Source organism: Croceicoccus sp. YJ47, assembly GCF_016745095.1.
Taxonomy (GTDB): Bacteria; Pseudomonadota; Alphaproteobacteria; order Sphingomonadales; family Sphingomonadaceae; genus Croceicoccus.
The window spans coordinates 789,867-803,552 of the sequence record NZ_CP067087.1 but is presented as its reverse complement, the minus strand read 5'-3'; the positions used below and the strand labels follow the sequence as shown (position 1 = coordinate 803,552).

Below are 13,686 nucleotides of genomic sequence, written 5' to 3'. Positions count from 1 at the left end.
GGGCTGAACGCCTTTCGCGGTCCATGCAATATGGACCCGGCATGGCCAAGTGCCAATGGAGGGAATTTTCGTGCCCAGACGATCCCGCGCAGGGGGCCGTCGGGGCCGGTTTTCGCGCATATCCTAACATTGTTAAGCAGGCATTCAACGCCGTTTGACGCAAAGCGTCCTCGCGGCTATGCGCTAGGCGAATCCAGTCGGGGGTCGCATTTCGCAAGGGGCAGTTCCATCGCTGTTCAGGCCGGGTGGGTTTGCGGTCGATTACATTTGCCGCCGTGCAATTTGCCCTCCTGCCCGCGTGGTGCGGTTTGCCGAACGAGGGCCCCGTCAGGAGAATGCCCGTGTCGCTGAGCACCCCTTTGAAATTCGAGACGTCCGCCCGCATTCACGGCAATCTCGGCACCGACGATCTCGTCGAACACGCGCTGAAGAACGATGAGGGCAAGCTGGCCGCCAGCGGCCCGCTCGTCGTGGAAACCGGCAAGCACACCGGACGTTCCGCCAAGGACAAGTTCATCGTCCGCGACGCCACGACCGAGGACACGATCTGGTGGGGCAAGACCAACGTGCCCATGACGCCCGACCATTTCGCCGCGCTCAAGGCCGATTTCCTCGAAACGCTCGCGGGCAAGGACACCCTCTATGTCGCCGACCTGTTCGGCGGGTCGCAGCCCGAACACCGCGTCAACGTGCGCGTCGTGAACGAGCTGGCCTGGCACAATCTGTTCATCCGCACCCTGCTGGTCCGCCCGACGGAGGGCGAGCTTGACGGGTTCGATCCCGAATACACCATCATCGACCTGCCCAGTTTCCGCGCCGATCCCGAACGCCACGGCACGCGCAGCGAAACCGTCGTCGCCGTGAACCTGACCGAAAAGCTCATCCTGATCGGCGGGACCAAATATGCGGGCGAGATGAAGAAGAGCGTGTTCGGCATCCTCAACTATCTCCTCCCGCCCAAGGGCGTGATGCCGATGCATTGTTCGGCCAATATCGGTCCCGAGGGGAAAACGGCGGTGTTCTTCGGCCTGTCCGGCACGGGCAAGACGACGCTGTCCGCCGATGCCAGCCGCACGCTGATCGGCGATGACGAACATGGCTGGTCCGACACGGCGGTCTTCAACTTCGAGGGCGGCTGCTATGCCAAGATGATCCGCCTGTCCGAAGAGGCCGAGCCCGAAATTTTCGCCACGACCAAAATGCACGGCACCGTGCTCGAAAACGTGGTCATGGACGAAAACGGCAATCTCGATTTCGACGACAACTCGCTCGCGGAAAACACCCGCGGTGCCTATCCGCTGGAATCGATCCCCAACACCTCGGACGAGAACATGGGGCCGGTGCCGTCGAACGTCATCATGCTGACCGCCGATGCGTTTGGCGTGCTGCCCCCGATTTCGCGGCTCACCCCGGATCAGGCGATGTACCACTTCCTGTCGGGCTATACCGCGAAGGTCGCCGGCACCGAGATTGGCGTGACCGAGCCGGAAGCGACGTTCTCCACCTGTTTCGGCGCACCGTTCATGCCGCGCCATCCCTCGGTCTACGGCAATCTGCTCAAGGAACGCATCGCGAAGGGCGGCGTGTCGTGCTGGCTCGTCAACACCGGCTGGACCGGCGGCAAGTATGGCACCGGAAGCCGCATGCCGATCAAGGCGACGCGCGCCCTGCTCAATGCCGCGCTCGACGGTTCGCTCAACGATGCGGAATTCCGCAAGGATCCCAATTTCGGATTCGAGGTGCCCGTCGCGGTGAACGGCGTCGATAGCGGCATTCTCGACCCGCGCTCGACCTGGGACGACAAGGAAGAATACGACCGCACCGCACAAAAGCTGGTGCAGCTGTTCGTCGATAATTTTGCCGAGTTCGAGGCGCATGTCGACGAAGGCGTCCGCAAGGCCGCGCCCAGCGTCGCGTAATTTCCGCATCCCGCAATGCGAAACGCCCCCGGTCGCCGATGCGCGTCCGGGGGCGTTTTCGTTTCGGGTGTCTGCGCTCAGTCCGTCATCGAGGCGGGGACGCGCCCGCCGTTCTGCGCGATCTGCCGCATGGTCGCCTTGTGCAGCCAGATATTGTCTTCTGCCGATCCGGAATAATCGCTCCGGCCGAGTTCCTGCGCCAGTTCCTTGCGATTGTCGTAGCTGCTGTCGACGCCGACGAGCTTCATCAGGTCGACGATCGAGGTGCGCCAGTTGAGTTTGTCCGCGCCCGGCCGCGCATCGAGGCGGCGTTCGACATCGACCGAATCGATGGAGGCGGCCCGGGCGGGTGCGGGAGTTGGTGCCGGGGTCGGCGCCAGCCGGCCTGCCGATGCCGTACCCGTGCCGCCGAGCGGCTTGCCGAAGCTTCCCTTGTCCTGTGCCGGCGGTACGGGCCGGGTTTCCTCTTTCCTGTCGCCCAGGATCGCGTCTTTCAGCTTGCCGAATATGCTCATCGCTGTCTCCTCTCGCGCCGCCGGAGGGGCCGGCGGGCATTACCCGGCCAAAGCGTCCGGACAGGGCAAAGCGTTCCCGCAGGCGACCGCGCGATATTGCATCGCCGCGCTCAGCCGTTAGGAAAGGGCGATGACCGACCTCGTGCTGTCCATTCTGGTGCTTGCCGCCGCCGTCTTCGTGTTCGGCGCGTTCGTCGCGTGGCGCCGCGGGGATCGCAAGCGGGCCGGCTTGATGACGATCCTCGCCTTTGCGCTGATGGTCAATGTTGCGATCTGGACCGTTCCGACCGATAATGGTGCAACCCTCGTCGATACGCCCGCCGACTGACCCCCTCGCACTTGCAGCACCGGGCCTGCATCGCTACGCGTGATCCATCTACCGGGGCGACGTTGGTGACCCACCCGGCCATTTGCCCTGTTTTTTCCAAACCGTATCAAGGTTTCCAGCATGCCTTCGTTCAACGCCATTCGACGCGAATGGCTGTCCTCTCCGCGCAATGATCTGCTCGCCGGGCTGGTGGTGGCGCTTGCGTTGATACCGGAGGCGATCGGCTTTTCGATCATCGCGGGGGTCGACCCGCGCGTGGGCCTGTATGCGAGTTTCACCATCGCGGTGATCATCGCGTTTACCGGCGGGCGGCCCGGCATGATTTCGGCGGCGACGGCGGCGGTGGCGGTTGTGGTGCTGCCGCTGGTGCGCGATTACGGGGTCGGCTACCTCTTCGCGGCGACGATATTGATGGGCATCATACAGGTGGTCGCGGGGCTGCTCCGGCTCGACCTGCTGATGCAATATGTGTCGAAATCGGTGGTGACGGGGTTCGTCAACGCGCTCGCGATCCTGATCTTCATGGCGCAATTGCCGCAATTGATCGGCATGGGGTGGGAAACCTATGCGATGGTGGCGGCGGGGCTGGCCATCATCTATTTGTTTCCCCTGCTGACGCGCGCGGTGCCCTCGCCGCTGGTGGCGATCGTGGTGCTCACCGCCTTCGCGATCTATGGCGGGGTCGCGGTGAATTCGGTCGGAGACATGGGGCGCCTGCCCGAAACGCTGCCGTTCCTTGCCTTGCCGGACGTGCCGTTCACGCTGGAAACGCTGCTCATCATCGCGCCCTATGCGGCGACGATGGCCGCCGTCGGCCTCCTGGAATCGATGCTCACGGCGCAGATCGTGGACGAGCTTACCGATACCGGCTCCGATAAAAGGCGCGAGATGCGCGGGCAGGGCATCGCCAATTTCATCACCGGCTTTTTCGGCGGGATGGGCGGCTGCGCGATGATCGGGCAATCGGTGATCAACGTGAAATCGGGCGGGTCGACGCGCCTGTCGACGCTGACCGCCGGCGTGGCGCTATTGTTCCTCATCCTCGTGCTTGGCCCGCTGGTCGCGCAGATCCCGATGCCCAGCCTCGTCGCGGTGATGATCATGGTGTCGATCGGCACGTTCAGCTGGCGCTGCATCCGCGACGTGCGATACAACCCCTGGCAATCGAGCGTGGTCATGCTGGTCACCGTGATCGTCGTGGTATGGACGCACGATCTGGCGCAGGGCGTGCTGGCGGGCGTGATCCTGTCGGGCCTGTTCTTTGCCGGCAAGGTGACCCGCCTGTTCGAGGTGACGAGCGAATTCGACGAGGACACGCGCCACCGCCGCTATCGCATTGCGGGGCAGGTGTTCTTCGCCAGTTCGGACCGGTTCCTTTCGTCCTTCGATTTCCGTGAGGTGACGGACCGCGTCACGCTCGACGTGTCGGCGGCGCATTTCTGGGACATCACCGGGGTCGGCGTGCTCGACAAGGTGGTGCACCGTTTCCGGCGGGAAGGCACCCACGTGGATATTGTCGGGCTGAACGCCGAAAGCGCCCGCATGATCGAAAAATACGGCACGCATGACAAGCCGGACGCCGTCCCCGCCGCAGGAGCGCATTGATGACCGATATGGATACCGCCCACGAGGACGAATGCGTGCTCGCCTGCATCGACAGCTCCCCCTATGCGGCGCCGGTCGTGCGGCTGGCGTCGTGGGCGGCGCGGCGACTCGACCTGCCGGTGGAGATCCTCCACGTGGTGCAGCGCAAGGACGCGGTGACGCAGCGGCAGGATCTGTCGGGGGCGATCGGCCTCGGCGTGAAGGGCGACCTGCTCGAGGAGCTGACCGAGCTGGAGGAGAAATCCGCCCGGCTCGAGGTGGAGCGCGGGCGCGCACTGCTCAAGGCTGCGCACGACGTCGCGATCGAGGAGGGGGCACCGGCGGTGCGCCTGCTTCACCGGCATGGCGGCATCGTCGAAAACGTGATCGAGCGGGAGGAACATGCCCGCACCGTCATCATCGGCAAGCGCGGCGCGAGCCACGGTTTCGCGCGCGAGCATCTGGGATCGAAGGTGGAGCGCGTCGTCAGGGCGAGCAGCCGGCCCGTGCTCGTCGCCAATCGGGAGGCCGCCCCGCCGACCTCGCTGATCGTGGCATTCGATGGCAGCAAGGCCTCCCGCCATGCCGTGAACCGCCTGTGTCAGTCGCCCGTCTATGCCGGGTTGCCGGTGACCATCGTGATCGTCGGCGCGGATGACCGGACGCACCGCGACGTGCTGACGCTGGGCGTGGAACGCCTGCGCGAGCAGTTCGAGGTGACCGCCGTGCACCGGCAGGGCAAGGCGGATCAGGTCATCGCCGAGGTGGTGAAGGACACGCCCGGCGCGATGCTCGTCATGGGCGCCTACGGCCATTCGCCGCTGCGGCAGCTCATCGTCGGATCGACCACGACGTCGGTCCTGCGCATGGTGCACGCGCCGGTCATGCTCGCCCGCGAGGGGTAAGCCGCGCTGCCTTAGTGCGAGACGTCCATCCCGCCCTTGAACAAGGCGATGGCGCGGCCCTGCACCGGCTGCTTGTCGAAGGGCGTGTTGCCGGCCTGCGCCGCCATGCGATCGGAATCGACGATCCACGGGCGATCGGCATCGACGATGGCGATGTCGGCCTCGTATCCCGCCGCGAGCATCCCGGCATCCACGTTCAGGATCCGCGCAGGATTGCGGCACAGCAATTCGCACGCCCGGCCCATGTCGATCACCCCATCGCGCACCAGCGCCAGCGTCAGCGGCAGCAGCGTTTCCGCCCCCGCCATTCCGGGCGCCGCATCGGCAAAGGGGAGTCGCTTGTCCTCCGGCCCGCGCGGATCATGGCCCGACGCGACGACATCGATGGTCCCGTCGGCCAGCGCGGCGCGCACCGCCTGCCGGTCATCCTCGGTGCGGAGCGGCGGCGACAGCCGGGCGAAGGTGCGGAAATCGGCGACCGCAATATCGGACAGCATGAAATGCGCCGGGGTCACGCCGCAGGTCACGCGCATTCCGCGCCGCTTCGCCTCCCGCACGAGGGTCAGTCCGCCCGCCGTCGTGACCTGCCTGAAATGCAGATGCGCGCCGCTCATCTCCGCCAGTGCCAGATCGCGCGCGATGGCGAGCGTCTCGGCCTCACTCGGCGCGCTGGACAGGCCGAGCCGGGTCGCCATTTCGCCCGCCGTCGCCACCGCGTCGCCGGCAAGGGCGGCATCCTCGGCATGGGCGATCACGGGAAGGTCGAGCATCGCGGCATATTGCAGCACGCGCAGCATCACGCCGCTATCTTGGATCCAGCGGCGCCCGGTTGCGACGGCACGCGCGCCTGCCTCCTTCATCAATGCCATTTCGGCCAGCTCCGCGCCCGCCAGCGCACGGGTCGCGGCGCAGATGGGGTGGACCCACAGGTCCGGCTTCCCATAGCTGGCCGCGAAACGGACGCGGGCCGGATAATCGAGCGGCGGCGACTGGTCGGGCATGACCGCGGCACGGGTGATGCCGCCGAAATGAAAGGCGGGCTTGTCGATCTCGAACACGCCGAGGTCGACGAGGCCCGGCATGACGATGCGGCCCTTCGCATCGACGATCCGGTCGCCCTCGCACGGTGAAATATCGCCCACCGCGACGATGCGGTCCCCTTCGCACCGGAGGGCGCCATCGCGCGGCGGGCCATCGCCCGTCAACAGGCGTGCATTGGCGATGAACAGCGGGTGTGCAGGTTTCATGCCGCGCTCTCCCACCCGGCGACGCCGCGCGCCCGGCGGGTCAGCACGTCGAGACAGGCCATGCGGATCGCCACGCCCATCTCCACCTGCGTCGTGATGGCGGAGCGTTCGACCATGTCGGCGACGTCGCTGTCGATCTCCACCCCGCGGTTCATCGGGCCGGGATGCATGATCAGCGCATGGGGCGCCGCGCGGCGCAACCGTTCGCGGGTCAGGCCGAAAAGATGGCGATATTCGCGTTCCGACGGGATGAACGGCCCGGCCATGCGTTCCTGTTGCAGGCGAAGCATCATCACCACATCGACGCCATCGATCGCCGCGTCGAAATCGGTAAAGGGCGTGACCCGCATCCGCTCCACCGCATGCGGCATCAACGCGGGCGGCGCGCAGACCCGGATCTCCGCGCCCAGCGCCGAGAGGAGAAGCATGTTCGAACGCGCGACCCGGCTATGCAATATATCGCCGCAGATCGCGACCTTGAGCCCTGCAAACTCCGCCTGCCCCCGCCCGCGCATCCACCCGCGCATGGTGAGTGCATCGAGCAGCGCCTGCGTCGGGTGTTCGTGCCGCCCGTCGCCAGCGTTCAGCACGGGGCACGCCACCTTGTCGGCGATGAGCTGTACCGCGCCGGAGCTGGCGTGGCGGATGACGATCGCATCGGCGCGCATGGCGTTGAGCGTGGTCGCCGTGTCGATCAGCGTCTCGCCCTTTTTCACGCTGCTCGTGGCGGCATGCATGTTGACGACATCGGCGCCCAGCCGCTTGCCCGCGATCTCGAACGACAGAAGCGTGCGCGTGCTGTTTTCGAAAAAGGCGTTGATGATGGTCAACCCGGCCAGCGTATCGACATGCTTCTGCCGCTGCCGGTTGAGGGCGACATATTGCTCCGCCTCGTCCAGCAGATAGAGGATCTGCCACGGGGCGAGCGAGGATATGCCGACCAGATCCTTGTGCGGAAATGCCGCACCGCCGCGGGGATAGCGATGGCCCGATACCGGATGGGGTGCATCCTCGCCGTCGCGGGCGGTGCTGTCTGGATCGGGGGAGGAGGTGTCGCTCATCGCGGGCGGTGCTTAACCGGGCGCGATGGGCCGCGCAAGCGGTGGCGGGCGCTGGGGCGCTTTTCCCGTTTGCGGCATCGGATCGCCGCGCCTAGAGACGGTTCCGAACAACTGACACGACAATCAAGGCAATCCGCATGGCATTCGCGCGCAAGGTCTGGAAACTGCTGGTGGCGATAAAGGACGGGCTGGTGCTGTTGCTCCTGCTCCTGTTCTTCGGCCTGCTCTATGCCGCGCTCAGCTACACGCCCACGGTCGCGGCGGTGAAGGAAGGCGCGCTGCTCGTGACGCTCGACGGGGTGGTGGTCGAGGAACCGCAGATCATCGACCCTGTCTCGCTGCTCCTTTCGAACAGCGCGCCGACCCGCGAGCATCGCGCACTGGACGTGGTGCGCGCGATCGAGGGGGCCGCGGACGACGACCGGATCAAGGCGGTCGTGCTCGACCTCGATTATTTCCTCGGCGGCGGGGCGGTCCACATGGAACGCATCGGCGAGGCGATGGACAAGGTGCGCGCCGCCGGCAAACCGGTGCTCACCCATGCGATCCTCTATGCCGACGATTCGTATCAGCTCGCCGCCCATGCGAGCGAGATCTGGCTCGATCCGCTCGGCGGGGCGGTGGTCGCGGGGCCGGGGGGCACCAATCTCTATTACGCGGACCTGCTCGACCGGTTGAACGTCAATGTCCACGTCTATCGCGTGGGCACGTATAAAAGCGCGGTCGAACCCTATATCCTCAATGAGCAGTCGGAGCCCGCGGCGGAGGCGGCACGCGCGCTCTACGACACGATCTGGACCAATTATCGCGACGGCGTGACCCGCGCCCGGCCCAAGGCGCAGATCGACGCGGTGGTGAGCGAGCCGGCGGCGCTGATCCGGGCGGCGGGCGGCGATCCGGCGCGCGCGGCGCTGGCGTCGGGCATGGTCGACAGGCTGGGTACACGGGCAGCATTCGGTGCGCATGTCGCCGAAATGGTCGGAGCCGACGACACCGAAGAGGCACCCGGCAGTTTCGCACATAGCGGGTATCAGACCTGGCTCGACAATAATCCGCTTTCCACAGAGGGCGGCGCCATCGGCGTCATCACCGTGGCCGGCGAGATCGTCGATGGCGACGCCGGGCCGGGCTCCGCCGGGGGCACGCGCATTGCCGAGCAGCTCGACGATGCGTTGAACAATGATCTGGCCGCGCTCGTCGTGCGGGTCGATTCGCCGGGCGGGTCGGTGCTGGCGTCCGAGGAAATCCGGCAGGCGATCCTGCGCCACAAGGCACGCGGCATCCCCGTGGTCGTGTCGATGGCCAATGTCGCGGCGAGCGGCGGCTACTGGATCTCCACCCCGGCTGACGCGATCTTTGCCGAACCGTCCACGATCACCGGCTCCATCGGCGTCTTTGCCGTGCTGCCCAGTTTCGAGCGCACGCTCAGCGAGATCGGCGTCAACGCGGACGGGGTGCAGACCACGCCGCTGTCGGGACAGCCCGACGTTCTGGGCGGGTTCACGCCCGAGCTGGAGCAGGTGTTGCAGGCGCAGGTCGAGGGGACGTACTCGCGTTTCCTGTCGCTCGTCGCGAAATCGCGGAACATGCCGCTTTCCCGGCTGGCCCCGATTGCGGAGGGGCGCGTGTGGGCCGGCGGCACCGCGCGGCAGCTCGGCCTCGTGGACAGGTTTGGCGGGCTTGACGATGCGGCCGCTTTCGCTGCGGCGAAGGCCGGCCTCGACGAAGAAGCCTGGCATTACGATTTCCTCGACCCGGAGCCCGATCCCTTTACCGCGATCTTTGCATCGATGGCCGGGCCGGACGAGGACAGCGCCGCGTCCGCGCGCCGGGCGGACCTGTTCGCGCATGTTGCAGCCGGGCGCAACGCGATGCTCGCCAACATGCTGCGCGATGGGGAGAGGTTGATGGGCGAAGCGGGGATCGAGGCTCGCTGCCTCGACTGTCCCGCCACCATGCGCGGCGCCGATACCGCGCCTCCGCCGGGCGGATGGTTCGCGGCCCTTCGCGCGTTCTTCGCAGCTTAATCCGCGACGCGCGGCCCTATCAGTCCGGCGGCGGCGGCGTTTCGAGCGGCTGCGTCCCCGGATTGTCGCGGTCGGGCGTGGGCGGGGTCACCTCGTCCGGTTCGCGGAACGGGGTTTCCGACGGATCGGGTGTCGCCGGCGTTTCGGGCGGTGCAGCCGGTTCGATGCGGTCGGGGGCGGGAATATCGGGTTGTGTAGCCATGGAAACTGAAACGCATGGCCCCACCCGCCCGTTCCGCCGCCCCGTCGCGCGATTGCCCCGGCGCGGCGCATCCAATTGCGCCGTCGCGCTTGCTCTTTGTTCATGGCTTCGATAGAGGCGCACAGCCGAATTTCCTGCCGTAGGGCAGCGAGGTGTGCTGCGGGCGTGGCGGAATTGGTAGACGCGCCAGGTTTAGGTCCTGGTATCGCAAGATGTGGGGGTTCGAGTCCCTTCGCCCGCACCAGGCCCAAGCGCCGCTTCGCACCCGCTGTTTCTCGCGGCTTTACAAGACCTGTTCGAAAGAGAGCACGATGCAGATTAGCGAAACCAAGAACGAGGGCCTGGCCCGCGCATACACCGTCACCATCCCCGCCGACGAGATTTCGGGCCGCGTCGATACCGAGGTGAAACGGATCGCGCCGCAGGTGAAGATGCCCGGTTTCCGCCCCGGCAAGGTGCCCGCCAATCTGGTCCGCAAGATGCATGGCGAGGCGCTTCACGCCGACGCGCTCAACAATGTCGTGCGCGAAAGCGTGGACAAGGTCGTGGCCGAAAACAAGCTGCGCCCCGCGATGCAGCCGAGCGTGTCGCTGGGCGAGGATTACGAGCAGGGCAAGGATGCCGAGGTTACGATCGAGCTCGAGGTTCTGCCCGAGGTCGAGGTGCCCTCGCTCGACGGGCTGAAGCTGGAAAAGCTGGTCGTGCCGGTCGAGGATGCGCAGATGGACGAGGCGCTCGAGCGGATCGCCGGGCAGCAGAAGAGCTTCAAGTCCGCCGCCAAGACCAAGAAGGCCGCCGAGGGCGACCAGGTCATCATCGATTTCGTCGGCAAGCTGGACGGTGAACCCTTCGAAGGCGGCAAGGGCGAAGATCACGGCCTGGAAATCGGGTCGGGTCAGTTCATCCCCGGTTTTGAAGAGCAGCTGATCGGTGCGAAGGCCGGTGAGGAGAAGACGATCACCGTCACCTTCCCCGAGGATTATCCGGCCGAAAACCTGAAGGGCAAGGAAACCACCTTCGACGTGACGGTCAAGGAAGTGAAGACCCCGACCGAGACGAAGATCGACGAGGATTTCGCAAAGTCGCTCGGCCTCGAAGGGCTGGACAAGCTCAAGGAACTGCTCCGCGGTCAGCTGCAGCAGGAAACCGACGGCATGACCCGCACGCAGATGAAGCGCGCGCTGCTCGACCAGCTCGCCGAGGGGCATGATTTCGCCGTCCCGCCGAGCATGGTCGACGCCGAGTTTCAGCAGATCTGGGCCCAGCTTCAGCAGGAAGCCGCGCGCGAGGACGACCCCGAAGCCGCGATGAAGGAAATCGAAGGCGAGAAGGACGATTACCGCAAGATTGCCGAGCGACGCGTCCGCCTCGGCCTGCTGCTGTCTGAAATCGGCCAGGCCAACAATGTCGAGGTCAGCGGCCAGGAAATGAACATGCTGATCCAGCAGGCGGCGCAGCAGTACCGCCCCGAGGATCGCCAGCGTTTCATGCAGTATATTCAGCAGGAGCCGATGGCCGCTGCGCAGCTTCGCGCGCCGCTTTATGAAGACAAGGTCGTCGATTTCCTCTTCGACAAGGCCGAGGTGACCGAGCGCGAAGTCACGCGCGAGGAATTGCAGGCCGCGATCGAAGCCGAAGACGGCGAAGAGGCAAAGCCCGCCGCCAAGAAAAAGGCTCCGGCCAAGAAGAAGCCCGCCACCAAGAAAGCCGACGATGACGCGGCCGAAGATGGCGATGCCGAAGCGGTGAAGAAGGTGCCGGCCAAGAAGGCCGCGACGAAGAAGGCCCCGGCGAAGAAGGACGCGGATGCCGACGACGACGCGGAAAAGGCCGCGCCGAAGAAGAAGGCTCCGGCCAAGAAGGCCGCCGCCAAAAAGCCTGCCGCCAAGAAGGACGACGCCTGAATCCGGGCGACAGTCCGGCTTGCGGATCGAAAGGGGTTGCCGGATGTCCGGCGACCCCTTTTTCGTTGTCCGGCTGTTTCGGGCGCGCGCTGCCCCAATGGGATAGCGGCGTTTTTATCACAGCGGTTCGCGCAAAAACTCCGAGCGGGCTTTACGAGCGGCGTTGCGGCGCTATTGGCCGTAGGTGAGACTCGCATCGGCGCATGACCGCCGGGTCGGGCCACAGGATCGCTTCACAATCCTTTTTCCGGACGGAAACAGGGTCGTATCGAAACGGTGACGGTTGAATTCGCGACCTGAAGAAAAAGGGGCCACATCGCGCATTCGACCGTTGCCGGGCCATGTTCACACGAACCTGGCCGACAAAGGCGCGGCGTTCCGGCGGGAGATTTATTCCGCCGGGCGCCGCGCCTTTCTATTGCCGCCAGGGGGCGAAATCCGGAATTGCCAAGGGCGCGCTGCGCGCCCGTTCATACGCCGCGCCGATGGCAAGCACGTCGCGGTCGGCCCATTTTCCGCCCATGAAGGACAGGCCCACGGGAAGTCCCTCGACCGCGCCCATCGGCACGGTCAGATGGGGCGTGCCGGCGATCGCCGCCAGGCTTCCGGCGCCCACGCCGCCGGGGTAATTGTCACCATAGAGCAGGTCGCTCGGCCACGCCGGACCGGTGGTCGGCGCGAGGAGGACACGCACGTCGTGCTGCTCCATCAAGGCATCGATCCCCGCGTCCTTGGCGAGGCGCAGAGAATTCGCGCGGGCCTTTTCGTAGGCGGCTGGATCGTCGGCATCCTGTGCCATCACAAAGATGTCCTGATCGAACCATCGCATTTCCGTATCCGCATGGGCGATGTTGAACGCGACCGCATCGTCGAGCGTGCGAATCGCAATATCGGCGGGCGATCCGGCGAGATAGGCGCCCAGATCTTCCCGCAATTCATACAGCAGGACGGCGAATTCATCCTCGTACATCTTCGGGTCGGGTTCGTAGGCAATGGGCACGAGGACGGCGCCCGCCGCTTCGAGATCGGCCTTCGCGCGATCGAAAAGGGCGGTGACGCCGGGAATGTCGCCCACCTGATTCGTCAGCACCCCGATCCGCACGCCGCGGAGCGAGGATGCATCCAGTCCGGCGGCGAAATCGGTGCGATGGGTCGCGGCGTCGGCGGTGGCGGGGTCCGCCGGGTCCGGCCCGGCAATCGCGGTGAGCAGCATTGCGGCATCGGCGACGGAACGGGCCATCGGGCCCGCGGTGTCCTGCGAATGGCTGATCGGGACGACATGGGTGCGGCTGACCATGCCGACGGTGGGCTTGAACCCGACGACGCCGTTCACGCTTGCCGGGCAGGTGATCGACCCGTCCGTTTCGGTGCCGATCGCCGCCCATGCGAGGCCGGCCGCCACCGCCGCCCCGCTGCCCGAGGACGAACCGCAGCTGTTGCGGTCGGTCGCATGCGGATTTCTGGTCAGGCCGCCGATGGCGCTCCACCCGCTGGTGGAATGGGTGCTGCGGATATTGGCCCATTCGGACAGGTTGGTCTTGCCCAGCACGAGCCCGCCCGCCGCGCGCAGATTGGCGATGAGCGGCGCGTCGCGGCCGGTCGCGTTGCGGCGAAGTGCCTCGCTCCCCGCGGTGGTGGGCCATTCGCGCGTCTCGATATTGTCCTTCACCAGCACGGTGCGCCCGGCGAGCGGCGTGCCGCGCAGGGCATCCGCCTTCGCCGCCGCGTCGCGATCGTAGGCGATGACCGCATTGAGCATCGGCCCCGCATCGTCGAGCCGCGCGATCCGGTCGACATAATGGCGCGCCGCCGCCGCTCCGCCGCCATCGGGCGCGGCGCCGTGGTGCATGGTGGGTGGCGCGTCCGCCGTCATCGGGGCGGCGCATGCGGACAGGAGGGCGAGTGGGGCGGCGAGCCCGGCAAGGCGAAGGGTTTTCATCGCCTGCATTGATCCACGTCGGTGGCGCATCCGTCAATCGCCGGCTATGCGGGAT

General features: G+C 66.2%; 11 protein-coding genes and 1 tRNA gene. 7 read left to right on the top strand and 5 right to left on the bottom strand.

Going from position 1 to position 13,686, the window contains the following annotated elements:
* The first annotated feature begins 335 nt into the window (after window positions 1-335).
* Entirely contained in the window at window positions 336-1,919 is a 1,584-nt protein-coding gene (locus JD971_RS03830) for a phosphoenolpyruvate carboxykinase (protein WP_202086053.1), read from the top strand.
* A 77-nt stretch (window positions 1,920-1,996) separates the two neighbouring features.
* On the opposite strand, the gene JD971_RS03825 is transcribed toward JD971_RS03830, so the two are convergent.
* Complete coding sequence (locus JD971_RS03825) at window positions 1,997-2,434, bottom strand: DUF3597 domain-containing protein (RefSeq protein ID WP_202086052.1); 438 nt, start codon at window positions 2,432-2,434, stop codon at window positions 1,997-1,999.
* Window positions 2,435-2,564: 130 nt separating this feature from the next.
* On the opposite strand from JD971_RS03825, the gene JD971_RS03820 reads away from it, so the two are divergent.
* The 3 genes from JD971_RS03820 to JD971_RS03810 all read left to right on the top strand — a co-directional run bounded on the left by JD971_RS03820 (window position 2,565) and on the right by JD971_RS03810 (window position 5,251).
* Window positions 2,565-2,762, top strand: coding sequence for a hypothetical protein (locus JD971_RS03820; RefSeq protein WP_202086051.1), 198 nt, complete (start codon window positions 2,565-2,567; stop codon window positions 2,760-2,762).
* A 120-nt stretch (window positions 2,763-2,882) separates the two neighbouring features.
* Window positions 2,883-4,367, top strand: a complete 1,485-nt coding sequence (locus JD971_RS03815; RefSeq protein WP_202086050.1) for a SulP family inorganic anion transporter — start codon at window positions 2,883-2,885, stop codon at window positions 4,365-4,367.
* A complete protein-coding gene (locus JD971_RS03810; protein WP_236672254.1) occupies window positions 4,367-5,251 on the top strand; it encodes a universal stress protein in 885 nt (294 codons plus the stop codon). Before JD971_RS03815 ends, JD971_RS03810 begins: the two co-directional genes overlap by 1 nt.
* A gap of 11 nt (window positions 5,252-5,262) precedes the next feature.
* Here the strand turns inward: JD971_RS03810 and JD971_RS03805 are convergent, their stop codons facing one another.
* Window positions 5,263-6,498: a dihydroorotase family protein gene (locus tag JD971_RS03805; RefSeq protein WP_202086048.1), complete on the bottom strand. Its 1,236-nt coding sequence runs from the start codon at window positions 6,496-6,498 to the stop codon at window positions 5,263-5,265.
* Entirely contained in the window at window positions 6,495-7,559 is a 1,065-nt protein-coding gene (locus JD971_RS03800) for an aspartate carbamoyltransferase catalytic subunit (protein ID WP_202086039.1), read from the bottom strand. The genes JD971_RS03805 and JD971_RS03800 overlap by 4 nt, the downstream gene beginning before the upstream one ends.
* A gap of 137 nt (window positions 7,560-7,696) precedes the next feature.
* Between JD971_RS03800 and sppA the strand changes: the two genes are divergently transcribed.
* On the top strand, window positions 7,697-9,586 hold the full coding sequence (sppA, locus tag JD971_RS03795) for a signal peptide peptidase SppA (RefSeq protein ID WP_202086037.1): 1,890 nt from the start codon (window positions 7,697-7,699) through the stop codon (window positions 9,584-9,586).
* 19 nt (window positions 9,587-9,605) lie between these two features.
* On the opposite strand, the gene JD971_RS03790 is transcribed toward sppA, so the two are convergent.
* Entirely contained in the window at window positions 9,606-9,788 is a 183-nt protein-coding gene (locus tag JD971_RS03790) for a hypothetical protein (RefSeq protein ID WP_202086035.1), read from the bottom strand.
* Window positions 9,789-9,947: 159 nt separating this feature from the next.
* Between JD971_RS03790 and JD971_RS03785 the strand changes: the two genes are divergently transcribed.
* Together JD971_RS03785 and tig are read left to right on the top strand one after the other, a co-directional pair.
* Window positions 9,948-10,032: transfer RNA gene (locus tag JD971_RS03785), tRNA-Leu, on the top strand.
* 67 nt (window positions 10,033-10,099) lie between these two features.
* On the top strand, window positions 10,100-11,692 hold the full coding sequence (gene tig / locus JD971_RS03780) for a trigger factor (RefSeq protein WP_202086033.1): 1,593 nt from the start codon (window positions 10,100-10,102) through the stop codon (window positions 11,690-11,692).
* 415 nt (window positions 11,693-12,107) lie between these two features.
* On the opposite strand, the gene JD971_RS03775 is transcribed toward tig, so the two are convergent.
* Complete coding sequence (locus tag JD971_RS03775; RefSeq protein ID WP_256435286.1) at window positions 12,108-13,631, bottom strand: amidase; 1,524 nt, start codon at window positions 13,629-13,631, stop codon at window positions 12,108-12,110.
* Window positions 13,632-13,686: the final 55 nt, after the last annotated feature.

Bases quoted from the DNA above. Each gene is read 5' to 3' on its own strand.
- JD971_RS03830 (WP_202086053.1), top strand. From the start codon at position 336: ATGCCCGTGTCGCTGAGCACCCCTTTGAAATTCGAGACGTCCGCCCGC.
- JD971_RS03825 (WP_202086052.1), bottom strand. From the start codon at position 2,434: ATGAGCATATTCGGCAAGCTGAAAGACGCGATCCTGGGCGACAGGAAA.
- JD971_RS03820 (WP_202086051.1), top strand. From the start codon at position 2,565: ATGACCGACCTCGTGCTGTCCATTCTGGTGCTTGCCGCCGCCGTCTTC.
- JD971_RS03815 (WP_202086050.1), top strand. From the start codon at position 2,883: ATGCCTTCGTTCAACGCCATTCGACGCGAATGGCTGTCCTCTCCGCGC.
- JD971_RS03810 (WP_236672254.1), top strand. From the start codon at position 4,367: ATGACCGATATGGATACCGCCCACGAGGACGAATGCGTGCTCGCCTGC.
- JD971_RS03805 (WP_202086048.1), bottom strand. From the start codon at position 6,498: ATGAAACCTGCACACCCGCTGTTCATCGCCAATGCACGCCTGTTGACG.
- JD971_RS03800 (WP_202086039.1), bottom strand. From the start codon at position 7,559: ATGAGCGACACCTCCTCCCCCGATCCAGACAGCACCGCCCGCGACGGC.
- sppA (WP_202086037.1), top strand. From the start codon at position 7,697: ATGGCATTCGCGCGCAAGGTCTGGAAACTGCTGGTGGCGATAAAGGAC.
- JD971_RS03790 (WP_202086035.1), bottom strand. From the start codon at position 9,788: ATGGCTACACAACCCGATATTCCCGCCCCCGACCGCATCGAACCGGCT.
- tig (WP_202086033.1), top strand. From the start codon at position 10,100: ATGCAGATTAGCGAAACCAAGAACGAGGGCCTGGCCCGCGCATACACC.
- JD971_RS03775 (WP_256435286.1), bottom strand. From the start codon at position 13,631: ATGAAAACCCTTCGCCTTGCCGGGCTCGCCGCCCCACTCGCCCTCCTG.